We start from the raw sequence: 25,777 nt of genomic DNA on the forward strand, positions 1-25,777 counted from the left end.
GCACGGCGGCGCGCGGCCGCCCGGCCCGGCACGGATATCAGCCAGATCCGGGCGCCGCAGTCGTCACATCGCTCCCTCCTGTCGCTGGTGTCACATGACGGGTGGGGGATGCGCAGGCGATGCCTCTGCTACGCGGCCTGCGGCAGAGGTCCGGCGCACGGGGGACGGCGGGCGTCCGGTTTCCGCGACGCCGGGCCGGGCGCCGTATGGCGCGGCTGCTCGATCCGTCTTACGTTCGACCGGGCCTCAGCTGGTGCCCCGTGAGGCATCCGACGAGAGAGAGAAGGATCGGCATGGAGCAGGAAGCCATCGAGATCGAGCAGGTCACCGAGGAACTCCCCGAATACGCGCTGATGATCGACGTGCCGGACCAGGACTGACCCTGCCCCATCGGCTGCCCGCAGCCCCGTTCCCGATGCCAGGTCCGATCCCAGAGGTGGAGGTGAGCCGGTGCTGCGGGTGGCAGCCGATGCGTGCGAGGCCGCGCGGGACGAGGAGACCGTCCGGCGGGTCGCGCGGGGCATCTGGGCGGCGGCCGGTCTCGGGTCCCCGGCATGGTCGGGCCCCGAGACGGTGGCCGCCGCGTTCGCCGTACAGGCCGCACGCGGACCGGACCTGCCGCAGACACGCGGACCGGACCTGCCGCAGAAGCTGAGCGGCGCACCGCACGAACCGTTGGAACCTGTCGAACCGGCGCCCTACCACGCCTGGTCGGTGGCCCGGGCCCTGGCGGCGCGGCCCGCCGGCACCGAGGCCACAGGTGGGTCCCGGGCCATCCGCTGGCAGCGCGCGAACCGCGACCTGCTGGACCGGAGCGTGGTCCGGCTCGGCTCCGCCTGGCCCGAGATGCTCGCCGAACTGCGCGTCTGCGTGGCCCAGGTGGCGTTGCTGGAGGGGCCGGCGATCGACGGGTTCACCGACTTCGCCACCCACGGCGCCGTCTATGTCAACCGCACCCGGCTGGGCCGCAGCCCCCTCGGCCTGCCCGGCCCGGTCCGCTTCGCCGAGGCACTGGTCCACGAGGGCACCCACACCCGCTGCAACGCCGCGCAGCTCGGCAGCCCGTTCCTCACCGCCGCGGCCGGTGCCGCCGCCCCCGTACGGACTCCTCTGCGCGCGGATCCGCGCCCACTCGCGGGCCTCTTCCAGCAGGCGGTGGTGCTAGTCCGCACCACGGAGTTGTACCGGCGCCTCCTGGACGGGGAACCGGGGGGGAGCGCGGACGTCCCGGCGCTGACGGCACGCCTGAACCGCCTGTCGGGCGGGGCACGGCAGGCACTCGGCACGCTGCGGCAGCACTCCGGGACGCTCACCCGGCACGGCCTCGCCGTCCTGGCGGAGTGCGACGCCCAGCTGCGTCCCACCGCCGCTTGACCCACCACACCCGGGAGTACGCCCGTGCCACCCCCCGCCGCCCGCGCCGTACCCGCCACCTGGACCCCGCAGGTCTTCACCCCCTTTCCCGGCGAGACCCGGCTGCTGTTCGGCCGGGTCGCCGCCCGCAGTCCGCTGTTCGACACCACCGCCAGCGCCGGCGGGGACCGGGTGCTGATCGGCAGCGCGGCGGGCACCCGGGCCGACGAGGTCGCGGTGCGGGCCCGGGGCGAGCTCCTGGAGCGGATGGGCAGCGTCCTGGCGGGGCGCGCGGCCGAGGCGTCCCCCGCCGTCGTCGCGAGCCACGCCGAACTGCTGCGAAAGCGGGCTCCCGTACTCGATCCGGCGCCGTGGTCCGGGCCCGAAGGGCGCACCGCACGCCAGCTGTGGGTCCCGGGCAGATCCCTGATCTCCGGCGAGGAGACCCTGGTCCCCGCCGCCCTTGTCTTCCTCCAGCACCGCCCGCCGGCGGGCTGCGCCGCCCCGGCACGCGCGGGCTCCACCGGCCTGGCGGCCCACCCGGACCGGTCCGCGGCCATCGCGCACGCGGCCTGGGAGATCCTGGAACGCGACCTGCTGCGCCGCAGTTGGCAGGCCCCGGCCGAGCATCCGCCCACCGCCGCCGAGGCCCTCGGCGAACTCCCGCCGCCGGTGGGCCGCGTGTGCGAGCGGGCCGGTCTGCGCGCCACCGCGCTGACGCTGCCCGCGCCCGGTGGCTGCGTCGTCGTCGCCGTCTGCCTGCACACCCCCGGCGGCCGTGAGCAGACGTTCGGGGCCCGCTGCGGCCCGGCCACCGCTCGTCCGGACCTGCTCGCACGGGCCGCGTACGAGGCGCTGATGGTGCGCTGGAGCATGGGCACGGCGGCGGCCCGCCGTGCAGGCCGCCGGTCAGCGCCGACGGGCCCGCCCGCCTCCGCCGTCGAACACGCGCTGTGGGCGTACCGCGGCGCCCAGGACGCGCTGGCCTACTGGACGCGGTACCGGCCGACCGCCCCGCGGACACCACCAGTGGCACCCGTGACACCCGCTGACCCGGTGCGTGCGCTCGCCGAGCACACCGCCCAGGACGTCCTGGCCGTGGACACGGCCCCTGCCGCACTGCGGGAGGAGCACCTGGCCCTCGTCCGCCTCATCTCCCCCGGCACTCGGCCGCTGCCCTCCGCGGCCGCCCCCGGATGCCCGCCGCACCCCTTCGGCTGACCCACCCCCAGAGGAGCACGATGACGACAGCGCCCCGCTACGCCGACGACTTCGCCGACCGCTACGACGCCTGGTTCACCCCGTCCGCCGACACCACGGAGGCCACCGTGGGCCTGCTGGACCGGCTGTCGCGGAGCGTGCCGCCCGGCCCCCTGCTCGAACTCGGCATAGGCACGGGCCGGGTGGCCCTGCCGCTGGCCGCGCGCGGGCACCAGGTACACGGCGTCGACGCCGCGAAGAGCATGGTCGAGCAGCTCCGGGCCAAGCCGGGTGGCGATCGGATCGGCATCAGCATCGGCGACTTCGCCGAGGTGGAGCACGAGGGCGAGTTCGCCGTGGTGTACGTCGCGGGCGGCACCTTCTTCGAACTCACCTCCCAGGAGGACCAGCTGCGCTGCTTCGCCCGGGCGGCCGGGCGGCTGTTGCCCGGCGGGCTGTTCGTGCTGGACGCCCACGTGCCCGAGGCCCTCGTGGCGAAGGCCGGCGCCGGCGCCCAGCCGGTACAGAGCGCGAACGGCGACCCGGTGCTGCGGACCCGCCGGGTCCATCCCGCCTCCCAGCGCTACGTCTCCGACTACCTGGTGCTCGACAAGGGCCTCTTCCGGCACGTGCGGGTGGCCTTCCGCTACGCCGCCCCGGGTGAGCTCGACCTGATGGCGGCGGCCGCGGGCCTGCGGTTGCGCGAGCGGTACGGCAGCTGGTCCGGCGCGGCCTTCGACGACAGCAGCGTCATGCACATCAGCGTCTACGAGCTGCCGGCATGACGGCTCCGGGCACGCCGGGCGGGCCGCGCGACCCCCAGGCGTACATCAGGAACAACCACGAGATGTGGCAGCACTGGACGCCGTTGAAGGCCGCCTCCGCCCAGTACGATCTCGCCGGATTCCGGACCGGTGGCTCGCGGATGCGCGCCCTGGAACGTGCCGAGGTCGGCGAGGTGCGCGGCCGCTCGCTGCTGCACCTACAGTGCCACGTCGGGCTGGACACCCTCTCCTGGGCCCGTCTGGGAGCACGGGTGACCGGCGTGGATTTCTGCGCCGAGGGGGTGGCCGCGGCCCGTTCCCTGGCCGCCGACGTCGACCCTTCGGCCGTCTTCGTGGAGGCGGACGTCCTCGACCTCCCGTCCCGTCTCGACGGCTCCTTCGACATCGTCTACACCTCGCACGGGGTGCTCGGCTGGCTGCCGGACCTGCGCCGCTGGGCCGAGGTCGCCGCGCACTTCACCGCGCCCGGCGGCTTCGTCTACGTCTTCGAGTCGCATCCGGCGGCCTGGATGCTCGACAACAAGGCCGACCGGCCCGAACTGAAGCTCAAGTACTCCTACTTCGGCGAGGCCGAGCCGCTGGCCTTCGAGTACCGCAGCCCGATCGCGGTCGCCGAGGCGGAGCTGCCCGGTGTGGAGTACGCCTGGGGGCACTCGCTCGGTGATGTCGTCAGTGCCCTGGCGGCGGCCGGGCTGCGGGTCGAGTTCCTGCACGAGTGGCCGTTCGTGGCATGGCGGATGCTCCCGTTCATGACCGAGGACGAGGACGGGTGGTGGCGGCTGCCGGACGGACTGCCGGCCATGCCGCTGTCCTTCTCGCTGCGCGCGTCCAAGCCGTCCCGCTGAGGAGGAACCGTGGCACTGGCGACCCTGCACGAGTCAGCCTTCGGCGAACTGCGCCTGCACCAGGTGATGGAAGGCCGACTGGTCGTGGTCCGCGGCGGGCTGAACCGGCTCGCCGCCGTCGGACAGGTCCACCGCGCGGCACTGGAGTCGGTCTCGTCCGCCGTCTCACCGGACGCGGCCGGGTACCTGGAGGAGCGGGGCCTTGAGCAGCTGCACCACGTCGCCGGCGTCGGAGAGGTCCGGGCGGTGCGCGACGAACTGGACCAGCGCGTGCGCCCGGCCGCCCGGCGGCTGCTCCTCCGCTTCGCGCGGACGCTGCCGCCGCAAGGACGCCGGCTGTACGTGAGCGACCACCTGGGTGTGCGGATCATGCCGCCGCGATCCGCCGTGCGCGGCCCCTCGGCGACGGAGCAGGAGCTGAGCGGCTACACCGGCTTCCTGCTCCCGGCCCAGGCGCACACGGACTCCTGGTTCAACACGGCCGTCAACTCGGTCAACCTCTGGATGGCCGTCAGCCGGGTACGGCGGGACAACGGCCTGACCATCTGGCCGGACGCCTACCGGCGCCCGCTGCGGCACGACGGCGTGCGGCTGCTGCCCGACCAGTGGATCGGTGACCCGGTGGAGATCGAGCTGGACCCGGGCGACCTGCTGCTCTTCGCCGGGGACCACCTGCATGCCACCCGCCCCAACACCGGCCCGGAGACCCGCTGGGTGGTCACGAAACGGCTCTGCTTCGGCCCGCCGCGCTACCATCCGCGCGCCACCGGCTGGGTCCCGTACAGCAACCCCCGCCTGCTCGGCACCCCGTTGCAGATCCTGGCGCCCCTGCGGTCCGCCCTCACCCTCGGCGGGCTGCGCCAATTCGCACGCGGATCGGACCGGCTGCTGTCCCGTCTGGTCCATTGACGCCGCCGCGCCGGCCAGGGCCGGAGAGGCCGGGATCCGGCCCGGCTCGGGCAGGCGACCGCCTCGGCGAGCAGGCGGCGCCCGGCCGGGCTGGTGAGGACGCCGCGCAGGCTCGCCTTCCGTACGGCGCGGGTGGCGAGGTCGGTGCGGGCGAGCACATCCAGGGCGTCGGCGCGGCGCGCAGGCCGAAGTCGAGTCCCTGACCGCCGACCGGGCTGCAGACACGGGCGGCGTCGCCGATCAGCAGCCCCCGCCGGCTCCCGTGACGTGCGGCCAGGCACCGGTGGGTGGCATTCGCGGACGCTCGCCGTCCACCCCCGGGCCGTGCGGCCGGTGCAGCACCACGAGAAGGCCGCGCGGCCCGCCGATCATGTGCACGCCCGCCGGGTCCGGCCAAGGGTCATCGACCCGCAGGTCGGCGAGCTGCCACGGGCCGGCGTAGGTCAGGACCAGCAGGTGCAGCGAATCGGCCCCGCCCGGGCGAGCAGCAGTGCGGCGCTCAGGCCGACCGGCCCGGCCCCCACCGCCGCCGCATCCGCGTCGACCGCCGTGCCTGCGCTCTACTCCGTGGGCGGCGCGATGATCCGGCGTACGGACTCCACCACTGCCACCCGGTGGCGGGCGAGTTGCCCGGGGGCCCAGGCGGTGCCGGTCTCGTCGGCCGCCGGACCGCCCACCGCGCCGAACCACGCCTGGGACATGGCCATCACCAGCGTCAGCACATCGGCGGCGTCCATCCCGGCGTCGATCCGCCCCGCCTGCTGCGCCCGCCGCACTGCCGCGATCTTGCCCTGGTAGGACGCGGCCGTCGTCTCCGTGTTCCCCGGACGCTCCAACTGCTTCCACAGCACCAGCCGCATCAGCGACGGCCGCTCGACGAGATGGTCGAAGACGGCGCCCGCGTAGCCGGGCAGGTCGTCGGCGTCGAACGGCACGGACTCCGAGCCGGTCTCCAGGGCCTGCTGGAGCACGGCGTCGAAGAGCTGCTCCTTGTTGCCGTAGTAGACGTAGATGAGCCGCTTGTTCGCCTGCGCGGCCTCCGCGATGCGGTCGACCCGCGCACCGGCGATGCCGTACGCGGCGAACTCGGAGAAGGCCGCGTCGAGCAGGCGGGCCTTGGTCGCGCTGGAATCCCGTGCCATGCCTCACACCCTAGCAAGTAACTATCTGGTTATTGACATCGCCCCGGAGGTTGGTGCAAGCTCTATCTATCCAGTTAGTTACTTACTCGCCAGGGAGACACCGATGGACATCCGCACACTGGGCAGCCAGGGACTGAAGGTCGGCGCCGAAGGACTCGGGCTGATGGGCATGAGCGCCCACTACGGGGCCACGGACGAGACCGAGTCCCTCGCCACCATCGACCGCGCCCTTGAGCTCGGCGTCACGCTGCTCGACACCGCCGAGGGCTACGGCCCCTTCCACAACGAACGGCTCCTCGGAAAGGCGCTGACCGGCCGCCGCGAAGCCGCCGTGGTCGCGACGAAGACCGGCATCGAGTTCACCGACGAAGGAGCCTTCCTCGGCCACAACGCGACCCCCGACTACATCCGGCGCTCGGCCGACCGCTCCCTGCGCCACCTGGGCACCGACCACATCGACCTCTACTACCTGCACCGCATCGACCCGGACGTGCCCGTCGAGGAGAGCGTCGGCGCCCTGGCCGATCTCGTAGCCGCCGGAAAGGTCCGCCACATCGGCCTGTGCGAGGCCGCGCCCGCCACCATCGCCCGCGCCCACGCCGTCCACCCGCTGGCCGCCGTACAGACCGAGTACAGCCTCTTCGAGCGCGGCATCGAGCACGACGGCGTCCTCGACACCCTGCGCGAGCTCGGCATCGGGCTCGTCGCCTACTCCCCTCTAGGCCGGGGGTTCCTCTCCGGGGCCATCACCAGCCCGGACGACTTCGCCGCCGACGACTTCCGCCGCACCGACCCGCGTTTCCAGGGCGAGAACTTCCACCGCAACCTGGCCGTCGTCGAGCAGGTGCGCCGCCTCGCCGCCGAGAAGGGCGTCACGCCCTCGCAGCTCGCCCTGGCGTGGACCCTGCACCAGGGCGCGGTGCCCATCCCCGGCACCAAGCGCCGCCGCTACCTGGAGGAGAACATCGCCGCTGCCGCCGTGACGATCAGCGACGCGGACCTGGCCGCCATCGACGCCGTGGCCCCGCACGGCGTGGCCTCGGGCGACCGCTACTCCCCCGAGCTGATGAAGTCGCTGAACGGCTGACCGGCCCACGGGCCCCGGATCGCGACGCCCGACGGGCCGCGCGGGTTCAGCGGCCGCCGCGGTGGTCGTAGACCGTGAGGGACAGCGCCTTCATCGCCGCCTGGGCTCGTTCGGCGTCCAGGCCCTGGTCGACGGCTTCCAGGGCCGCGGCCGCCGACACCCGTACGGCCAGGGGCAGGCCGTCATGGGCGGCGACCCGGTAGGCGACGGTACGGCGGGCATCCCGTTCCGCATCGGTCACACCCTCCGGAGTGAGCGGGAAGACCGCGGACTGGTAGGTCGCGATGCTCACGAGGACCGCGTCGGCGATCCCCTCCGCGTACCCGTCGACCTGGGTGACGGCCCGCTCCGGCTGGAAGAACTCCACGACCTGGCGGCGGGAGAGGAACGAACCGATCCCCGCGCCCAGGCCGGCCGCTCCTCCGGCGACCAGAGCCGCCGACCGGCCGCCGAGGAGAAGACCGAAACAGGCGCCGCCGACCGCCCCGCACGTCACCAGCACAAAGCTGATCATCAGGTGCAGGCGGGTGGCGATCGTGGACGTCATGCCCAGCAGTATGCACAGCGCCCCGGGAGCACGGAGCGGCCGTCGGGGCCGAAGCGGGCCTCGCACGGACGATTTGCCTGATGGCCCCACCGTTGTTGGACGGCTGTACTACCTTTTTCCCGTGGACCAGTTGATCACCGAAGACCCGATCCGCATAGGCCCGTACCGCCTGATCGCCCGGCTGGGCGCCGGCGGTATGGGCCTGGTCTATCTGGGTCGCTCCGAGGGCGGCCGCACCGTGGCCGTCAAGGTCGTGCAGGCCGAGTACGCCGGGCACCCCGAGTTCCGCCGACGCTTCGCCCGTGAAGTGGCCGCCGCACGGCGGGTGGGCGGGAGTTGGACGGCGGCCGTGCTCGACGCCGACCCGGACGCCGCCGTGCCCTGGGTGGCGACCCAGTACATTCCGGGGCCCGATCTGCAGACCGTGGTCGCCCAGGACTTCGGGCCGTTGCCCGAGCACTCGGTGCGCACGCTCGCCAACCGCCTCGCCGTCGCCCTGCAGGCCGTGCACGAGGCGGGCCTGATCCATCGTGACCTCAAGCCGTCCAACGTCCTCGTCACCGTCGACGGGCCCCGCGTCATCGACTTCGGCATCGCGCGGGCGATGGACAGCCTTGCCGGGGACAGTCTGCACACCCACACCGGCATGCTGATCGGCTCCCCCGGCTTCATGTCGCCGGAACAGGTCCGCGGCCTCGAACTCACCCCCGCCAGCGATGTCTTCTGCCTGGGCGCCGTCCTGGTCTACGCCGCCACCGGGCGCCTGCTGTTCGGCGCCAAGGACACCGGCCTGAACGCCCACCTCTTCAGGATCGCCGAGGAGGAGGCGGACCTCACCGGCGTACCGGAGACGCTGGTCGACCTCGTACGCGAATGCCTCCACAAGGACCCGGCGAGGCGGCCCACCCCCCAGCAGGTGGCCGCGCGCACGGCGACGGATCAGGCGGCTGATCAGGCGACGGAGTGGCTGCCGGGCGCGGTGTTGGCACAACTCGGCCGCCATGCCGCCCAGTTGCTGGACTACGCCCCCGCAACACCCGCTGGATCCCCCACCGAAAGCCCCGCCGAGGCACCCACGGCACACCCGGACCCCCGCATCCCGCGGCCACGGCCCCAGGACCAGACCCCGGCCCAGCCGCTGCCCCCGCCGCCCGCGTACTCCCCGACCGCCCACGCGCACGCCGGCCCCGGGCAGGGCTTCGGACCGCCCCCGGGCCCCTGGCCCGCGTCCCCGCACCCCCGGCGCTGGTGGGGTCTGCTGGTCATCGCCCTGGCCCAGCTGTTGGTGCTGATCGACACGGCGACCTTCAACATGGCGGCACCGGTCGTACAGGCCGACCTCAGGGTCGAGAGCGCCGGCCTGGCCTCGATGTTCAGGGCCTACGCGCTCACCTTCGGCGGCGTGCTGCTGCTGGGCGGGTACCTCGCGGACCTCGTGGGGCGCAAGCTCGTCTTCGTCATCGGCCTGGCCGGATGTGCGGCGGCCTCCGCGCTCGCCGGCTCGGCCGGCGATTCCGGCATGCTGGTCTGGGCCCGCGCCCTGCAGGGCCTCTCCGGCGCGCTGCTGACAGCGTCCGCGCTGGCCCTGGTGGCCACCGGCTTCACCGACCCGAAGGAACGCGGCAGGGCCTTCGGGATCTACGCCTCGATCACCGGCGGCGGTTCGGCCCTCGGGCTGCTCACGGGCGGCTGGTTCATCGAATCCGTGAGCTGGCGAATGTCCTTTTACGCCTGCGTCCTCCTCGCCGTGATCGCCCTCATCGGCGCGTTCCCCCTGGTCCACGACCGCCCGGGCACCACCGGCGCCCGCTTCGACGGGATCGGCCTGCTGCTCGGCACGGGTGCACTCGCCGCCCTCACCTACGGCCTCACCGAGGTCGATGGCCTCGGCTGGACGGCCCCGCTGGTCCTCGTCCTGTTCGCGGTGGGCGTCGCCCTGTTCGTGGCCTTCTTGTGGTGGCAGACCACAACGGCGGGCCGACGCCCTTCGCCGTACGGCGTCGCGGGCCGCGACCGCGTCGGCTGCATCCTCGTCATGCTCCTGGCCGGCGTCGCCGTCATGGCCTCGTTCCCGTCCATGACCTTCTACCTGCAGAGCGTCCGCGGCTACACCCGGGCCATGACCGGAGTGGCCCTCCTGCCCCTGGTCGCCGCGATCGTCATCGGCTCCACCCAGGTCTCGGCCCGCCTGCAGCACCGCGTCGCTCCCCGCGTCCTGATCGTGGCGGGCCTGGTGACCGCGGCTCTCGGGCTGGTCCTCCTGACCCAACTCACGGTCGACGGCGCCGACGTGGTCCAGGTACTGCCCGGCATGCTCCTCATGGGCCTCGGCATCGGCGTGGCCTTCATGCCGCTCCTCGCCGTCGCGACCGCTGTCGCCCCGCAGCATTCCGGCGCCGCCTCGGCGACCGTCACCGTGGCCCAGTACGTGGGCGGGGTGCTCGGCACCGTGCTGCTCAGCAGCGTCGTCGTGACCCGCCTGCGCCACTCGTCATGGCCGTCCGGGCCGGTCAACGAAGCACTGCTGGGCGGCTACACCACCACCCTCTGGTGGGCGGTCGGCAGCATGCTGCTCGCGGGGCTGATCGCCGGGCTGCTGGTCACGGCCAAGGCGCCCGGGGACGGCGTACCGGCGGTGCAACCGGCAGGCCGGTGAGACGTCAGGCGGCCGGTGGCGGGGTGACCGTCAGGATGTGGGGCGCCCGCGTGAGCGGCGTGGGCAGGCGCAGCGGCGTGCGGCCCGGGGTCAGGGAGCCGAGGACCCGGGGGCCTGCCGCGCCCGTGCACTGCGCCGCCGTGCCCGGCAGACCGTGCAGGGTGAGGTAGCCCAGCACGGCGAAGGCGTACGCCTCTTTGGCGGCGCTGGGCAGCCCGACCGCGTCGGAGGTGCGCAGCCGTACCGCGGCGCCGAGTTCCTGCCCGAGTGCGGCCATCAGAACGGGGTTGCGGGTGCCGCCGCCGGAAGCGAGCACCTCGGTGACTCCGTACGGGCGCAGGGCGTCGGCGACGGTGCGGGCGGTGAGCCGGGTGAGGGTGGCCAGGACATCGGGGGCCGGGAGCGGGCCGACCGCGTCCAGGGCCGTACGCAGGTAGCCGGAGTGGAACAGCTCCCGGCCGGTGGTCTTGGGCGCGGGCAGACCGTAATAGGGCTCGGCGAGCAGGCGGTCGAGCAGCGGCAGGTGGACGGTGCCGCGGGCTGCCAGGCGGCCATCGGTGTCCCGGTCGAGGCGCCCGGCGGTGAAGTGGCGGGCCGCGGCGTCGAGAAGGGCGTTGCCTGGCCCGGAGTCGAAGGCCGCCGGGGTGCCGTCCGGGGTGAGTACGGTGGCGTTGGCGATGCCGCCGACGTTCAGCGCGGCCGGTACGCCGGGGTGTCCTCTGAGCAGCATGCGGTCGATCAGGCCGATCAGTGGCGCGCCCTGCCCGCCGGCGGCGACGTCCCGGGTCCGGAAGCCGGAGACGACGGGGAGTCCGGTCGCCTCCGCGATCCACGCGGGCTCGCCGAGCTGAAGGGTGCCGTGCACGAGGCCGCCGTCCGCCCAGTGGAAGACGGTCTGGCCGTGCGAGGCGATCAGATCCGCACGGCCCGCGCAGAGTTCGCGATCGGCCCGGGCGGCGAGAGCCGCGAACGACTGCCCGATCCGGGTGTCGAGGCGGCACACGTCGGCGAGTGTGGTGCGGCCGGGCGGGAGCGCTGCCGCCAGCGTGTGGCGCAGCTCCTCGTCGTACGGCTCGCTGACCATGCCGAGTGGTGTGAGGCGCAGCACGGGGCCGTCGCACGTGATGCGGGCGGCCGCGGCGTCGACGGCGTCGCAGGAGGTGCCGGACATCAGGCCGATGACGGTGGTCGGAGGTGCGGGCCGGGCCGTGGGGCGGGTCATCGCAGGGGCCTTCGGTGGTCGTCGGGACGCAGCGTGAGCAGGGCGGGCAGGGACAGCGCGCAGGCGCCCGCCGCGTAGAGGGCCGGAACGTCCGGGTTGCCGGTGTGCCGTACGAGTGCGGTGACGATCAGGCCCGCGCATCCGGAGAAGACGGCGTTGGAGAGCGCGTAGGCCAGGCCCAGTCCCGTGCTGCGGACGCGCGTCGGGAACATCTCGGCGAGCAGGGCGGGGCCCGGACCGGCCAGGAGTCCGATCATCGCGCCGGCCGCCGCCAAGGTCGCGGCTTTGGCCGCGACGGAGGTGCCGGGGTCGCGCAGGACGTGCAGGACCGGTACGGCGGTCAGGATCACGAGTACGCTGCCGGCGAGCATGACCGCACGTCGGCCGACCCGGTCGCTGAGTGCCCCGGCGGGCAGGATCGCGGCGGCGAACCCGAGGTTGGCGATGAAGGTGGCGGCCAGGGCTTGCTGGAAGGTGGTGCCCAGGGTGGCCTGGAGGTAGGAGGGCAGTACGACGAGGAAGGTGTAGCCGGCCGCGGACCAGCCCATGATCCGGCCTACGCCGAGGACGACGGCGCGTGCCGTGCCGGCCGCTCCCGGGGCGTCCGCCCGGCCGTGGGCCCGGCCCGGGGTGTCGGCGGATTCGGGCGTCGCGTCCCCGGCCCGTCCGCGGTCGGCGGGCGCGGCGGCGGCGCCGGGGTTCGCGGTCTGCGGGAGTCGGAGCCGCAGCGACAGCGCCACGGCGCCCAGCGGCAGGGCGAGCAGGAACGGGATGCGCCAGCCCCACGCGTACAGGGCACTCTCGGAGAGCAGGGTCGCCAGGCCGGCGGCGACGCCCGCGCCCGTGAGGAGCCCGAGCGCGACGGTGCAGGACTGCCAGGCGCCGTGGCGGCCACGACGGCCCGGTGGTGCGTTCTCGGTCAGGAGGCTCACGGCCCCGCCGAACTCGCCCCCGGCGGAAAAGCCCTGGACACTGCGCAGCAGGGTCAGCAGCCACGGTGCGACCGCGCCGGCGGTGGCGTACGCGGGCAGGACTCCGATCAGGGTCGTCGCGCCGGTCATCAGGGAGACGGCGAGCACGAGCGCGGTCCGGCGGCCCGCCCGGTCCGCGAGCCGCCCGAAGACCAGAGCGCCCAGCGGACGGAAGAAGAAGGCGATGGCGAAGGCGGCGTAGGTGGCGATGAGCGCCTGGGTCCGGTCGCCGCCGTCGGGAGTGAAGAAGCGAGCGGCGATGACGGTGGCGAAGGAGCCGTAGACACCGAACTCGTACCATTCCACGAAGTTGCCGACGGACCCGGCGACGAGTGCGCGCCGGGCGGAGGGCGCTCGGACGGGCGCGGCCGGCGCGGCCGGCGCGGCGGACACCGCGGGCCGGCTCGGTGGGCGGGAGGCGGGGAGGGCCACAGGGGCTGGCTGCCCGGGCGGACGCCCGCCGATGCGCGGTGCGGGCGGTTTTCAACGGATCGGCCGCACGGTGCGGCGTCCGCGACGTGTACGGGGGCCGCGAGACGATGCACGGATGGCAGACACCTTCACCAGCCGGACCATCGACGTCCGCACCGGCACGTCGGAGACCGTCCACGACCTGACCGCCGCGTGTGCGGAGTTCCTGCGGGGGGCCGCCCGGGGGCGGGACGGGCTGCTCAACGTGTTCACCCCGCACGCGACGGCGGGACTCGCCGTCATCGAGACGGGCGCCGGCAGCGACGACGACCTGCTGCGGGCCCTGCGTACGCTGCTGCCCGCGGACGACCGCTGGCGGCACCGGCACGGCTCCCCCGGGCACGGCCGCGACCACGTGCTGCCCGCGTTCGTGCCACCGCACATGACCCTTCCGGTGGTCGGCGGCGAGCTCGCACTGGGGACCTGGCAGTCGGTCGTACTGGTCGACACCAACCGGGACAACCCCGACCGCACCGTGCGGCTGTCCTTCCTGGGCTGATCCCGGTGCGGGAGCCCGCCCGACCGGCATGTCCGTCCGTATGTGGTGGCTTCCCCCGGGCGGCCCGATGCTGGAGTCATGGGCGCCCAACGCAACGCCGGCGCCGGCCGCGGCCCCGCGAGCGTCACACAGCGCGCGGTGCGCACCACCCTCGCCGCGTGTGCCGGGTTCTTCGTGTGCCTGTACGGACTGGACCGGCCCGCGGCGGCGACGTACGCCCTGTTCTCCGTGGTGTCTTTGGGGGCCCTCTCCCACATCCCCGGTACCGGGCGCCAGCGGGCGGCCGTCATGGTCAGGGCCACGCCCGCGGCCTGGGTGCTGATCACGGCCGGCACCTACCTCGCGGTGCGGACCTGGAGCGCCGTGGCCGGCATGCTGCTGATCGGCTTCGTCCTGGCCTTCGTGGCGGCTGCGGGGCCCCGGGCGGCGGGAGCCGCTCCCGGGCTGCAGCTTCTCTACATCCTGCCGTGCTTCCCGCCCTACGCGCCGGACACCCTCGGCGACCGCCTCGCGGGGGCGACCTTCGGCCTCGCACTGCTGCTACTCGCCGAGATCTTCGTACTGCCCGAGCCGCCCACCCCCTCCTACCGGCTGCTGGCCGCCGAGGCGGCCGGCGCCGCGGCCCTCTGTGCCGCCGAGCTCAGCCGCGCACCGTACACGCTGTCCGCCGCTTCGGCGGAGGCGGCCCGGGCGGCCGGAGAGTCGCTGCGGCCCTCCCGGGTCGCCGAGGCCGACCGCCCCGCAGGGCCGGGCCTGCGGGACCGCGCCCTCGCCCACGCGGGCATGGTCTGCCGCACGCTCCTCAGCCGGCTGGTGAACCTTCCCCCGCCGCCCGGCGGCGGCCCGCCTCCGCCGCAGGGGCCCGAGCTGCTCCTCGCGGTCGGCGGGGCCGCCGCCGAGAGCGCGGCCCTGCTGAACGGAACGGACGAGACCACCGACGCGGCCGGCGCCCTGCGGCGCGTACGGGAGGACGCCGCGGCCGCCGCCGCGGTGGAGCAGCTCTCGACCGCGGCGCGCGGCCGGCGCCGGGCGGCGCTGATGGAGGCGGCGGACGCCGCCGTGGCCTTCACGACGGCGTCCGAACTGGCGGTACGGGGCCGGCGCGCGCCGCTGCCGGCCGAGGTCGACCGGGCCCGGTTCTGGTACGCCGGTCAGCGTGCGCCCTACCTGTGGTGGCACCGGCTGGTGGCACACGCCGGGCCTCGGTCGGTGTACTTCCAGAACGCCGTCCGGATCAGCCTCGCGCTCGCCGCCGCCCGTACGGTCGCGGGCGTGGATTCACTGCCCCATGGTTTCTGGGCGATGCTGGCCGTCCTCAGCCTGACCCGGACGACGGCGTCCCAGACCCGCGCGACCGTATATCAGGCACTCACCGGCACGCTGCTCGGCGCCCTCGTCACCGCGGCCCTGCTGTTCCTGATCGGCGGCCGTACCACCGTCTACGCCGTCGCTCTGCCGGTCATCATGTTGATCGCGTTCCGGGTGGGGCCGGTACGGGGCGTGGGCTGGGCCCAGGGCATGTTCACCCTCGTCGTGGCCTTCGTCTTCGCGCAGCTGGCGCCGGTGACGTGGCAACTGGCCGAGGTGAGGTTCCTGGACGTGATCGTCGGCAGCCTGATCGGCATCGTGTTCGGGCTGCTCGCCTGGCCCCGGGGCGCGCAGGAGGAACTGCCCAGGGCGGTCGCGCTGCTGCTGGCGCGGGCCGCCGAGACGGTCGACAGTGCCTCGGCCGCCGTGGTGGCGGGCCGACCGGGACGTACCGTCGACGACCGGCCGCTCCAGAGGGCGCTGCTGCTGGCGGAGTCCGCGTTCGCGCAGCGGCAGGGCGAGCCCCGCGCGCCCGCCGACGCCGCTCCGGACTGGCAGGCGGCCATGATGACGGGCCATCACGTGCTGTGGGGATCGCGGCGGGTGCTCGGGCACGGGGGGCCGTCCCTCGGGGAGGACAACGGGTCGTGGCTGCACGGCCGGGCCGACGGGGTGGCCACGCGGCTGCGCGTGGCGGCGGAATGGGCGGGTACGGAGCCGGTGGCGGGCGGAGCACCCTGGCGTGGGACCACGCCAGGACCCGATGGCGGGCCGAAGGCCGGGCCGGACGCCGGGCCCGAAGCCGGGGCCGATGTGCCGCCGCATGTCGCCCCACTGCGGTTCTTCACCGCCCTCGCCTGGCTCGATTCGCTCGCCATCGACATCGAGCGCATGACGGCATCCGACCACTCCTCCGGCCCGGCCTGCCCGGCCTGATCACCTCGGCGCCGCCGGACGGGCGGCCCCCACTGCCGGGAGCCGTCCGTCCGGGGTGAACCGGTGGATCAGGGGGCCATCTCGTAGGCCCCGGCCAGTGCCTCCACACGCGCCCAGACGCGCGCCGAGCGGTCGGCGTCGACGACCGGGCGCCGGACCGCGCCGAGGGCCCAGCTCTGCTGGTCGGCGGTGGCGGAGTCCTTGCCGTACAGCTCCACCGCGTGCTCGGAGAAGTCGCGCACGAGGACCCCGAACAGCTCGTCGAGCACGTCCTCGTCCAGACCGGACAGCTGTGCCTGCTCCAGGATCAGCTGGCCGTGCACGACCAGCGCGAACAGCTGGCCCACGGCCAGAAGGAGATCGAGGTCCCGGCTCTGCTCCTCGCCGGGGGCGGCGGTCGTGACGAACTCGCACAGGGCGTCGGCCTGTTCGCGGAAGCGGCCGACGTTGGGCACGGCCGCATGCGCGTCGAAGGCCGTGCGCCAGTCGTGGAAGCGTACGGAGCCCAGGCCGCGGGCCGGGCCCTGCCGGAAGAGGAAGTCGTCGTCGGCCGCGTCCAGGCGGGTCGGCACGGCCGGGTACTCGACCGGCTCCAGCAGGTGGTTGCGCATGAACTTGAGGATCAGGGCCAGGTTGACGTGGACCGTGCCCTCCAGCTTCGGAAGACCGCGGATCTCGACGGCCGCCTGGGCGAAGTAGGTGTCCTTCTCGAAGCCCTTCGCCGCGATGACGTCCCACATCAGGTCGATGACCTTCTCGCCCTCCGTGGTCACCTTCATCTTCGTCATCGGGTTGAACAGCAGGTACCGGCGGTCGTCGGGCCCGGCCGAGCGGAAGTAGTCGACGGCGCGGTCGCTGAACAGCTTCATGCCGACGAGGCGGACGTAGGCGTCGGTCAGCTCGCGGCGCACGTGCGGGAAGGCGGTGACGGGGCGTCCGTAGAGGATGCGGCCCTGCGCATGGGTGACGGCCTCGTACATCGCGTGCTCGCAGATGCCGATGGACGCGGTGCAGAGGTTGAACTTGCCGACGTTGACCGTGTTGAGCGCGGCGTCGAAGGCGGCGCGGCCGGTGTGCAGTACGTCGTCGGCGCCGACCGGATAGTCGACGAGCCGGAACTCGCTGACGTACTTGGAGGAGTCGACGACGTTCTTCACCAGCTGGTACGCGGGGTGGCGGCTGTCGGCGGCGAAGAAGACGTAGCCGTCGGGGCCGTCGATGTCGGTGCGGCGGCCGAACACGGAGACGAGACCCGCGGCGTTGCCGTTGCCGATGTAGTACTTGGACCCGCTGGCCCGGAAGCCGCCGTCGCCGTCGGGCTCCAGCAGCATGTCGGTCGAGTAGATGTCGGCGCCGTGGGCCTTCTCGGAGAGGCCGAAGGCGAACACCTCGCCCTCGCGCAGGAGTTCCGCCGCACGGTCGCGGGCGGCGGCGTTGTCGCTCTGCCAGACCGGCCCGAGTCCGAGGATGGTGACCTGCCAGGCGTACCAGTAGTCCAGGCCGTAGAAGCCGAAGATCTCGTTGAGCGCGGCGATCCGTGCGGTGTCCCAGCGCTTGTCCGGCTCGTCCTGGCCTGCGGCGGGGGCCGGGGTCAGGAAGGTCGCGAAGAGCCCCTCCTTCGCGGAGAACGCGAGGAAGTCCGCCAGCCACGCGCGCGAGCGGTAGTCCTCGATCAGCCTGCGCTTGCCGCGGTCCTCGAACCAGTCGACGGTGGCGCGCAGCAGCCTGCGGGTCTCGGGGTCGAAGTGCGCGGGGTCGTAGGTGCGCGGGTTGAACAGCAGCGGGTCGGACATGGACGTTCGCCTTTCGGTCGGGGTTGCGGGTACGGGGTGAGGCGTTCGGGACGAGGCGTACGGGGTAAGGCGTACGGGATGAGAGGTGCGGGCGATCAGGGGGCCGCGATCCGCCGGAGCGTGGCCAGTACGTCCTCCAGCCAGGCGAGCTGCATCCGCTCGTAGGCGATTCCGCCGCGGAGAACGACGTGCTGGAGCTCCCGCCCGGCGTCCGGCGCCGCGGGAGCGTCCGGGCCGGTGAAGTCGCGCAGCTCTCCCGCGAGGTAGTGCGTGAGCCGGTCGGCGTGCGCCCGGTGGTGCCGTTCGACCTCGCGGATCAGCGCGGCCGGGTCGTCGAAGGCCGCGCCGCGGATCTTCACGGCGAGTTCGTGCCGGACGCTGTCGGGCTGGATCGGCTCGTGGAGCCAGCCGGAGAGGGCGGCCCGGCCCGCCGCGGCGACGGAGTACTCCTTCTTGTCCGGCCTCGTCTGCTGGGGCACCTCGCGGACGTCGAGCCAGCCGTCGCCCTCCATGCGCTTGAGCACGCGGTAGATCTGCTGGTGGGTGGCGGTCCAGAAGTAGCCGATCGACCGGTCGAACCGGCGGCCCAGCTCATATCCGGAGCCCGGCTTCTCCAGCAGGGAGACGAGGATCGCGTGCTCAAGTGCCATGCTCCGATCCTTCTATGCAACTCGTTGCATAGACAAGCGCCACCGCCCCGGTGAGACGCGGCTCACGGCACCGGCTCCCGGGGCCGCACCGATGGCCGGCTGCGGCCCGTCGAGGAGCAAGTCGGCCTTCACCGCGGCGCGTTGCCGTTGCGGGATCATCGGGTTAGATTCCTAGAAACTGTTTCTAATTCGAGCGGGGCTGACGTGTTAGAGCTGAGGGGGAGCGGGGCCGAGCCTCTGGAGGCGGGGGATCCACACCGGATCGGGTCGATTCCGCTGGCGGGCCGGCTCGGGGCCGGAGGCATGGGGCGGGTGTACCTCGGGGTCCACGAGGGCCGGTACGTCGCCGTCAAGCAACTGCTGGCCTCCGTCGTCGGCGAGGACGAGGACTTCGTGCGGCGTTTCGGGCACGAACTGGACAATCTCGCCCGGCTTCCGGCGGAGGCGACCGCGCCGCTGCTCGCCAGCGACCGCACCGCGAGGCCCCCGTGGTTCGCCACCGCCTACATCCCCGGGCTCACCCTGCGGGAAGCCGTCGGGCTGCACGGCGGCCCGCTGCCCGCGCAGGCCCTGTGGCTGCTGCTGCGGGAAGCGGCGGCGGGCCTGGCGGCGGTGCACGCGCTGGACATGGTGCACCGGGACCTCAAGCCGTCCAACGTCATGCTGACCCTCGACGGCCTCACCCTCATCGACTTCGGCGTCGCCCGGGCCACCGAGCAGAGCCAGCTGACCAGGACCGGCATGGTCGTGGGCACGCCGGCCTACATGGCGCCCGAACAAGCCTCGGGTACACGGCGGCTGAGCGGCGCCACCGACGTGTTCGCGCTGGGCTCGGTGCTCGCGTACGCGGCGTGCGGGCAGCCGCCCTTCGGCGACGAGTCGGGGCACGGGGTGCTGTACCGCATCGTCCACGAAGAGCCCGACCTGGAGCCGTTGCGGGAACTGGAGCCGGAGCTCGCCGAGCTCGTCGCGGCCTGTCTCGCCAAGGACCCCGAAGGCCGGCCGACCGCCACCGAACTCCTCGAACGCGCCTCGCAGCAGAGCCCGGCCACCGCGCCGTCATGGCCGGCGGCCGTCACCGAGCGCCTGACCGAGCGGGCCGCCTTCGCCGCGGACGTGCGGGAGGTCGACGTACCGACCGTCCCCCTCACCGGCAAAACCCCCGAACCGGAAGGGGCTAAGGGACCGGAGAAGGATCCGGAGACGGAGCCGGAGAAGGGCCCCGGGGCGGAGCCCGCGCCCGAGGTGGAGTCCCTTCCGGTACGGCCCGAGCCGCGGCCCGAACGGCGCCGCCGTACCCGCGTCTTCCTCGCGGTCGTCCCCGTCGTCGTGGTCGCGGGCGGTACGACACTCGCCATCCAGCACCTCCCGAACACGACCTCGCCGCAGGCCGGAGCCCGGACCACCCCGGCCGCCCAGGGCACGGCCCCGGCCGACCATACGGGTTCGACGGCGGGCGGCAGCCCGTCCGCAGCGGCGTCACCCGCGCCGTCACCGGCCCAGGACAAGCCCGAGGGGGACGGCAGCGACAAGGGTCAGGGCGGGCCGGGCGGCGCCCCGGTCGCGGTCGCCGGGGGCGCCGGAACCGGCCCCGGTGGCGGGAGCGCGAGCGGCGGCCACAGCGGCTCGGGCGGATCCGGAAGCTCCGCGAACGCGGGCGGCTCCGGCACCACGCGCCCCACCGGCGGCGGGTCGACCACCGCCCCCACGCCTCCGGCGCCTCCGGAATCCGGCACCTACCGCTACCGCAACGGCAACAACAGCAAGTGCATCACCCAGGTCTACGGCGCTTCGGACTTCGGCGACTGCGCGAACCCGACCGCCCGGTGGACCGTGCAGACCAAGTCGGACGGCAGCTTCAAGCTGGTCAACCAGCAGAGCGGCGGCTGCCTGTACTCCAACGGTCTCGGCCAGGCCGTCTTCGTGGGCGACTGCGCCCAGGACATCGGCCGGCTGTGGCGTACGGGTTCGGGCGGCAGCCTGCGCAGCGACTACGGCGGCGGCTGCCTCGACCTGGGCATGGCCAACGGCCTGGTGACGAAGACGTGCGGCGGGGAGGCGTCACAGCGCTGGACGAGGCAGACCTAGGAAGTCCCGGCGGACCCGGGCGGACCGGGCGGACCCCGGCGGACAGGACACCTCCCGGGTCTGCCGTCCCGGCTACCGGCCCGCGGGGTCCTGCTCGTAGGGGAACCGGGCGAGCGGGGCCTCGCCCTGGAAGAACGTCTTCGCGCGGATCGCCGCGCGCTCGTCGTCGCGCACCTGGCCGGGGCGGGAGCCGTTGCCCAGCAGCACACCGCCGAAGCGCATCCGCAGGTACGCCGCGGTGTGGTTGAGGGTGGTCGCCAGACCGTCGGCGACCACCTCGTCCTCGTCCGCCATGACCGTCACCCCCCACAGGGTCCGGCCCGCCATCCGCTGCTTGAAGTCCAGGCCGGGCACCGCGAGCCAGCCCGACCAGTAGTCGAGGTAGCGCTTGGTGTGCGCGGAGAGGGCGTACCAGTACAAGGGCGAGGCGATGACGATGTCGGTGGCCTCCAGGGTGGCCCGGCGCAGTTCATCCTCGTTCTCGCCGACGGTCCAGGAGCCGGTGTCGTGCCGCCCGTCCTGGAAGTCGGGCAGCGGCAGCCGGGCCAGGTCCACCCAGCGCTGCGGGACGCCGGCGGGCAGCTGTTCGGCGGCCACCCGCGCCAGGATCTCGGTATTGCCTTCCGGACGGGAGCTGCCGAGGACGAAGAGGAACGAGCGGTCTGCGTCACGGGGCGTCTCGGTGGTCATGTCTGCTCCGGTTGTCGGCCCCCGGGCACAGGGGGCATCAGGTGCGTTCCACCCCTCCAACCCCCCGGGTCTCAAAGGTTATTCCGGCACGCGGCAGGGCGAACTCCGCCTAGGCGCAGGCCGGGCACAGCCCGCGGTAGGTGATCTCGACCTCGGACACCGTGAAGCCGAACCGCTCCTCGGCCAGGAGGCCGGCCAGCACGTCGCCGGCCGGGTGGACGTCGCGGATGAGGCCGCAGGCGGAGCACACCAGGTGCTGGTGCGGGTGGTGCGCGTTGGGGTCGTAGCGTTTCGCGCGCCCGTTGGTGGAGACCTCCACGACCTCGCCGAGGGAGACGAGCTCGCCCAGGGCGTTGTACACCGTCGCGCGGGAGATCTCGGGCAGCAACTGCACCGCGCGGGCGTGCACCTCGTCGGCGGTGAGGTGCACGTGCTCTCCGTCGAGGACCTCCGCAACGACCCGCCGCTGGGATGTCATCCGCCAGCCACGCCCCCGCAGCCGATCCAGCAGGTCACTCATATCGGTTCCCCTCTTCGGTTCGGTGGGATGCCCCGGCGTGTAGGCACAGACGTCCGGGATCCGACGGCATACGGGGTTGGCGGCCTTCTTGACTTGGATTCTGTCCATCGTAGGATCGGTTTCACAGATAGCAAAGAGGCACGACGACTCCACAGCGGCGGGAGACAGAGACGTGACGGACCACCGCCGAGGAGCCGCGCGGTGACGCCATGCCGCAGGTGGCGGCCGCTCGCGTCCCACTTGTTCGAGACCGTCCGGGACGGTGACCACCTCGGTGTCGAGGAGATCGACACGGCCGAGGACCTGTGCCGGGGCCCGGAGCCCCGGCTGTTCCACCGCATTCAGTTCCTGAACACCGCGATCCGCCTGGTACGGAAGGATTCCCATGTCCGAGAACCATGATGCAATCGTCGTAGACGCGAAGGCCGAGGGCGGAGGTGGCTGCCCGGTCGCGCACGCGCGTGCGCCGCACCCGACGCAGGGCGGCGGAAACCGCCAGTGGTGGCCCGAGCGGCTCAACCTGAAGATCCTCGCCAAGAACCCGGCCGTCGCCAACCCCCTCGGCGAGGAGTTCGACTACGCCGCGGCGTTCGAGGCCCTCGATCTCCCGGCGGTCAAGCAGGACATCGCGGAGGTGCTGACGACCTCGCAGGACTGGTGGCCCGCCGACTTCGGCCACTACGGCCCGTTCATGATCCGGATGGCCTGGCACAGCGCCGGCACCTACCGGATCAGCGACGGCCGCGGCGGCGCCGGGGCCGGCCAGCAGCGCTTCGCCCCCCTGAACAGCTGGCCGGACAACGGCAACCTCGACAAGGCCCGCCGTCTGCTGTGGCCGGTCAAGAAGAAGTACGGCCAGAGCCTCTCGTGGGCCGACCTGATGATCCTCACCGGCAACGTCGCCCTGGAGCAGATGGGCTTCGAGACCTTCGGCTTCGGCGGTGGCCGCGCCGACGTCTGGGAGCCCGACGAGGACGTCTACTGGGGTCCCGAGACCACCTGGCTCGACGACGGGCGCTACACCGGCGACCGCGAGCTGGAGAACCCCCTGGGCGCGGTCCAGATGGGCCTCATCTACGTCAACCCGGAGGGCCCGAACGGCAACCCGGACCCGCTCTCCGCGGCCCGCGACATACGTGAGACCTTCCGCCGGATGGCGATGAACGACGAGGAGACCGTCGCCCTGATCGCGGGCGGCCACACCTTCGGCAAGACCCACGGCGCGGGTCCCGCGGAGAACGTCGGCGCCGACCCCGAAGCCGCCCCGATCGAGGAGCAGGGCCTGGGCTGGAAGAACGCCTACGGCACCGGCAAGGGCGCCGACGCGATCACCAGTGGTCTCGAAGGCATCTGGACGAACACCCCGACCGCCTGGGACAACAGCTTCTTCGACATCCTGTTCGGTTACGAGTGGGAGCTGTTCAAGAGCCCCGCCGGCGCGCACCAGTGGCGGCCGAAGGAGGGCGCCGGGGCGGGCACCGTGCCCGACGCCCACGACCCTTCGAAGAGCCACGCCCCGACGATGCTCACCACCGACCTCTCGCTGCGGTTCGACCCGGCCTACGAGCAGATCTCGCGGCGCTTCCACGAGAACCCCGCCGCGTTCGCGGACGCCTTCGCCCGCGCCTGGTTCAAGCTGACCCACCGCGACATGGGCCCCGTCGTGCGCTACCTCGGCCCCGAGGTCCCGGCCGAGACGCTCCTGTGGCAGGACCCCCTGCCCGCCGTCACGCACGAGCTCGTCGACGCCGCGGACATCGCCTCCCTCAAGAGCCGGGTCCTCGCGTCGGACCTGTCGGTGTCCCAGCTCGTCTCCACCGCGTGGGCGGCGGCCTCGTCCTTCCGCGGCAGCGACAAGCGCGGCGGCGCCAACGGTGCGCGCATCCGCCTCCAGCCGCAGAGCGGGTGGGAGGTCAACGAGCCCGACGAGCTCGCCACCGTCCTGCGGACCCTGACGGGGATCCAGGAAGCCTTCAACGCGGCGCAGACCGGCGGCAAGCGGATCTCGCTCGCCGACCTCATCGTGCTGGCCGGCGCCGCAGCCGTCGAGCAGGCCGCCAAGGACGGCGGCTCCGACGTCACGGTCCCCTTCGCACCGGGCCGCGCGGACGCCTCGCAGGAGCAGACCGACGTGGAGTCCTTCGCCGCGCTGGAGCCGACCGCCGACGGGTTCCGCAACTACCTCGGGAAGGGCAACCGGCTGCCTGCCGAGTACCTGCTGCTCGACCGGGCGAACCTGCTGACCCTGAGCGCCCCCGAGCTGACGGTCCTCATCGGTGGCCTGCGCGTCCTCGGCGCGAACCACCAGCAGTCCGCGCACGGTGTCTTCACCAAGACCCCCGGGTCCCTGACGAACGACTTCTTCGTCAACCTGCTCGACCTGGGCACGGCGTGGACGGCGACGTCCGGGGACGCGAACACCTTCGAGGGCCGCGACGCCGCCACGGGCGAGGTCAAGTGGACGGGCACCCGTGCCGACCTCGTCTTCGGGTCGAACTCCGAGCTGCGCGCGCTCGCGGAGGTCTACGCGAGCGACGACGCGAAGCAGAAGTTCGTGGAGGACTTCGTCGCGGCGTGGGACAAGGTCATGAACCTCGACCGGTTCGACCTCGCCTGATCAGCAGCTCCGGGCCGGCCGCGCACACCGGCCGGCCCGGAGCTGCTCGGCGGAATTCCGCTACGCGGAAGCCCTGCCCCGGCCCGCGGGCCCGCCGTTCGTGGGCGGGTACCCCGGCCTCGCCGGTATCGACGGCCGCGCGGGCGCCGGCGCCGAGGGCAGCGGCGGGAGGGACGGCTCGTACAACCAGGCCGAGAACACGTCGTCCATCGGTGCGGCCGCGTACCGGACCACATGGTTGGTGAAGCCGGCGGTGGTCACCACTCCGTGGCGGTGGATGGTGGCCCAGTCACGCAGCATGCGGAAGAACGCGCCGTCGCCCAGGGCGCAGCGGATCGCGTGCACGGCGAGCCCCCCGCGCTGGTACAGGCGGTCGTCGAACATCAGCTTGCGGCCCGGGTCGACCACGCGCAGGTCCTGTGCCTGCGAGGCGAGCAGCCGGTGTGCGGCGGCCGCCAGCTCGTGCGCGGTGCGCCCGCCGGAGCGCTCCGACCAGAGCCATTCCGCGTACTTCGCGAAGCCCTCGTTCAGCCAGATGTGCCGCCAGTCGGCAATGGTCACGCTGTTGCCGAACCACTGGTGCGCGAGCTCGTGGGCGATCAGGCGCTCCGAACCGCGTACGCCGTCCACGTGGTTGGCGCCGAACAGGGAGAGGCCCTGGGCCTCCACGGGGACGTCCAGTTCCTCGTCGGCGACGACCACCGCGTACTCACCGAAGGGATAGGGCCCGAACAGTTCCTCGAACAGCTGCATCATCGCGGGCTGCCGGGCGAAGTCGCGGGAGAACCGCGGCAGCAGGTGCGCCGGCACGTGGGCGCTCTGCGGAACACCACCGAGCCCGGGATCGCCGAGCAGCACCGTCTGGTACATGCCGATGGACAGGCCGACCAGGTAGCTGGAGGTCGGCGCGGACTGCTCGTACACCCAGGTGGTGGTACTGGCCTTCGTCGTCCGGGTGAGCAGCCGGCCGCAGGCCACCACCGTGTAGGCGGACGGCGTGTTGACGGAGATCTGGTACGAGGCCTTGTCGGCCGGACGGTCGTTGCAGGGGTACCAGGAGGGCGCGCCGACCGGCTGGCTGGCGACCAGCGCCCCGTCGGTCAGTTCCTCCCAGCCGAGGCCGCCCCACGGGCTCCGCACCGGCTTGGGGTTGCCCGCCCAGTGCACCTCCACGGTGAAGGCGGCGCCCGCCGGAAGCGGCTTGGCCGGCCGGATGCGGAGTTTGCCGCCCCGGTGCGCATAGTGCGGGGCCCGGCCGTTCACCAGCACCCGGCCCACTTTGAACTCGGCCAGGTTGAGGTGGAACTCGGTGAGCGGCGCCCGCCCGGCGATCGCGCTGAGCCGGGCCGTCCCGGCCAGCCGGTTGGGGCCGGGACGGTATTCCAGAGCGAGTTCGTACCGGTGCACGCGGTAACGGGGGTCGCCGTTGGCCGGAAAGTACGGGTCCGATGCCGCTGTCTTCTGGCCGCTCACTGCCGCTTCCGCTCC

21 protein-coding genes and 1 pseudogene are annotated in these 25,777 nt (G+C 73.3%); 12 read left to right on the plus strand and 10 right to left on the minus strand.

Annotation, left to right across the window (positions count from 1 at the left end; all coding sequences use genetic code 11):
• Window positions 1–450 precede the first annotated feature (450 nt).
• Genes ACFYOB_RS01470 through ACFYOB_RS01490 form a run of 5 tightly spaced genes read left to right on the plus strand, consistent with a single transcriptional unit; the run spans window position 451 to window position 5,092 of the window.
• Complete coding sequence (locus ACFYOB_RS01470) at window positions 451–1,374, plus strand: aKG-HExxH-type peptide beta-hydroxylase (protein ID WP_388552895.1); 924 nt, start codon at window positions 451–453, stop codon at window positions 1,372–1,374.
• 24 nt (window positions 1,375–1,398) lie between these two features.
• Window positions 1,399–2,574: a YcaO-like family protein gene (locus tag ACFYOB_RS01475; protein WP_388552898.1), complete on the plus strand. Its 1,176-nt coding sequence runs from the start codon at window positions 1,399–1,401 to the stop codon at window positions 2,572–2,574.
• Between the two features lie 20 nt (window positions 2,575–2,594).
• Window positions 2,595–3,338 carry a class I SAM-dependent DNA methyltransferase gene (locus ACFYOB_RS01480; protein ID WP_388552900.1) on the plus strand — a complete coding sequence of 248 codons (744 nt, stop codon included), beginning with the start codon at window positions 2,595–2,597 and terminating at the stop codon, window positions 3,336–3,338.
• Window positions 3,335–4,183, plus strand: coding sequence for a class I SAM-dependent methyltransferase (locus tag ACFYOB_RS01485; protein ID WP_388552903.1), 849 nt, complete (start codon window positions 3,335–3,337; stop codon window positions 4,181–4,183). The genes ACFYOB_RS01480 and ACFYOB_RS01485 overlap by 4 nt, the downstream gene beginning before the upstream one ends.
• Window positions 4,184–4,192: 9 nt before the next feature.
• Complete coding sequence (locus ACFYOB_RS01490) at window positions 4,193–5,092, plus strand: phytanoyl-CoA dioxygenase family protein (protein ID WP_388552906.1); 900 nt, start codon at window positions 4,193–4,195, stop codon at window positions 5,090–5,092.
• A 443-nt stretch (window positions 5,093–5,535) separates the two neighbouring features.
• On the opposite strand, the pseudogene ACFYOB_RS01495 reads toward ACFYOB_RS01490, so the two are convergent.
• Both ACFYOB_RS01495 and ACFYOB_RS01500 read right to left on the minus strand, forming a co-directional pair.
• Window positions 5,536–5,625: pseudogene (locus ACFYOB_RS01495) on the minus strand (hypothetical protein); the annotation flags it as partial.
• 27 nt (window positions 5,626–5,652) lie between these two features.
• Complete coding sequence (locus ACFYOB_RS01500; protein WP_388552908.1) at window positions 5,653–6,234, minus strand: TetR family transcriptional regulator; 582 nt, start codon at window positions 6,232–6,234, stop codon at window positions 5,653–5,655.
• 103 nt (window positions 6,235–6,337) lie between these two features.
• On the opposite strand from ACFYOB_RS01500, the gene ACFYOB_RS01505 reads away from it, so the two are divergent.
• Window positions 6,338–7,321, plus strand: coding sequence for an aldo/keto reductase (locus ACFYOB_RS01505; protein ID WP_388552911.1), 984 nt, complete (start codon window positions 6,338–6,340; stop codon window positions 7,319–7,321).
• A 46-nt stretch (window positions 7,322–7,367) separates the two neighbouring features.
• On the opposite strand, the gene ACFYOB_RS01510 is transcribed toward ACFYOB_RS01505, so the two are convergent.
• Window positions 7,368–7,868, minus strand: a complete 501-nt coding sequence (locus tag ACFYOB_RS01510) for a hypothetical protein (protein WP_388552914.1) — start codon at window positions 7,866–7,868, stop codon at window positions 7,368–7,370.
• 121 nt (window positions 7,869–7,989) lie between these two features.
• On the opposite strand from ACFYOB_RS01510, the gene ACFYOB_RS01515 reads away from it, so the two are divergent.
• Complete coding sequence (locus ACFYOB_RS01515; RefSeq protein ID WP_388552917.1) at window positions 7,990–10,524, plus strand: MDR family MFS transporter; 2,535 nt, start codon at window positions 7,990–7,992, stop codon at window positions 10,522–10,524.
• Window positions 10,525–10,528: 4 nt separating this feature from the next.
• Here ACFYOB_RS01515 and ACFYOB_RS01520 read toward each other — a convergent pair whose 3' ends face one another.
• The gene (locus ACFYOB_RS01520) at window positions 10,529–11,746 is read right to left on the minus strand and encodes an anhydro-N-acetylmuramic acid kinase (protein ID WP_388552919.1); all 1,218 of its coding nucleotides are present in this window, start codon (window positions 11,744–11,746) and stop codon (window positions 10,529–10,531) included.
• Window positions 11,743–13,110 carry an MFS transporter gene (locus tag ACFYOB_RS01525; RefSeq protein ID WP_388552921.1) on the minus strand — a complete coding sequence of 456 codons (1,368 nt, stop codon included), beginning with the start codon at window positions 13,108–13,110 and terminating at the stop codon, window positions 11,743–11,745. Before ACFYOB_RS01525 ends, ACFYOB_RS01520 begins: the two co-directional genes overlap by 4 nt.
• A 154-nt stretch (window positions 13,111–13,264) precedes the next feature.
• Between ACFYOB_RS01525 and ACFYOB_RS01530 the strand changes: the two genes are divergently transcribed.
• A complete protein-coding gene (locus ACFYOB_RS01530; RefSeq protein WP_388552924.1) occupies window positions 13,265–13,687 on the plus strand; it encodes a YjbQ family protein in 423 nt (140 codons plus the stop codon).
• A gap of 78 nt (window positions 13,688–13,765) precedes the next feature.
• Complete coding sequence (locus tag ACFYOB_RS01535; RefSeq protein WP_388552926.1) at window positions 13,766–15,931, plus strand: FUSC family protein; 2,166 nt, start codon at window positions 13,766–13,768, stop codon at window positions 15,929–15,931.
• A 68-nt stretch (window positions 15,932–15,999) separates the two neighbouring features.
• Here ACFYOB_RS01535 and ACFYOB_RS01540 read toward each other — a convergent pair whose 3' ends face one another.
• Window positions 16,000–17,724 (minus strand): acyl-CoA dehydrogenase family protein, encoded by a 1,725-nt coding sequence (locus ACFYOB_RS01540; RefSeq protein WP_388552929.1) that lies wholly within the window; start codon window positions 17,722–17,724, stop codon window positions 16,000–16,002.
• Window positions 17,725–17,819: 95 nt separating this feature from the next.
• Window positions 17,820–18,374: a PadR family transcriptional regulator gene (locus ACFYOB_RS01545; RefSeq protein ID WP_388552932.1), complete on the minus strand. Its 555-nt coding sequence runs from the start codon at window positions 18,372–18,374 to the stop codon at window positions 17,820–17,822.
• A 204-nt stretch (window positions 18,375–18,578) separates the two neighbouring features.
• On the opposite strand from ACFYOB_RS01545, the gene ACFYOB_RS01550 reads away from it, so the two are divergent.
• On the plus strand, window positions 18,579–20,462 hold the full coding sequence (locus tag ACFYOB_RS01550) for a protein kinase (RefSeq protein WP_388552934.1): 1,884 nt from the start codon (window positions 18,579–18,581) through the stop codon (window positions 20,460–20,462).
• Between the two features lie 72 nt (window positions 20,463–20,534).
• On the opposite strand, the gene ACFYOB_RS01555 is transcribed toward ACFYOB_RS01550, so the two are convergent.
• Both ACFYOB_RS01555 and ACFYOB_RS01560 read right to left on the minus strand, forming a co-directional pair.
• Window positions 20,535–21,152, minus strand: a complete 618-nt coding sequence (locus tag ACFYOB_RS01555; protein ID WP_388552937.1) for a flavodoxin family protein — start codon at window positions 21,150–21,152, stop codon at window positions 20,535–20,537.
• A gap of 109 nt (window positions 21,153–21,261) precedes the next feature.
• Window positions 21,262–21,672: a Fur family transcriptional regulator gene (locus ACFYOB_RS01560; RefSeq protein ID WP_388552940.1), complete on the minus strand. Its 411-nt coding sequence runs from the start codon at window positions 21,670–21,672 to the stop codon at window positions 21,262–21,264.
• Between the two features lie 201 nt (window positions 21,673–21,873).
• Between ACFYOB_RS01560 and ACFYOB_RS01565 the strand changes: the two genes are divergently transcribed.
• Together ACFYOB_RS01565 and katG are read left to right on the plus strand one after the other, a co-directional pair.
• On the plus strand, window positions 21,874–22,074 hold the full coding sequence (locus ACFYOB_RS01565) for a hypothetical protein (protein ID WP_388552943.1): 201 nt from the start codon (window positions 21,874–21,876) through the stop codon (window positions 22,072–22,074).
• Window positions 22,058–24,289, plus strand: a complete 2,232-nt coding sequence (katG, locus tag ACFYOB_RS01570; protein WP_388552946.1) for a catalase/peroxidase HPI — start codon at window positions 22,058–22,060, stop codon at window positions 24,287–24,289. Before ACFYOB_RS01565 ends, katG begins: the two co-directional genes overlap by 17 nt.
• A gap of 60 nt (window positions 24,290–24,349) precedes the next feature.
• Here katG and ACFYOB_RS01575 read toward each other — a convergent pair whose 3' ends face one another.
• Entirely contained in the window at window positions 24,350–25,762 is a 1,413-nt protein-coding gene (locus tag ACFYOB_RS01575) for a M1 family metallopeptidase (protein WP_388552949.1), read from the minus strand.
• Window positions 25,763–25,777: the final 15 nt, after the last annotated feature.

The organism is Streptomyces sp. NPDC006463, from assembly GCF_042870715.1.
GTDB lineage: Bacteria > Actinomycetota > Actinomycetes > Streptomycetales > Streptomycetaceae > Streptomyces.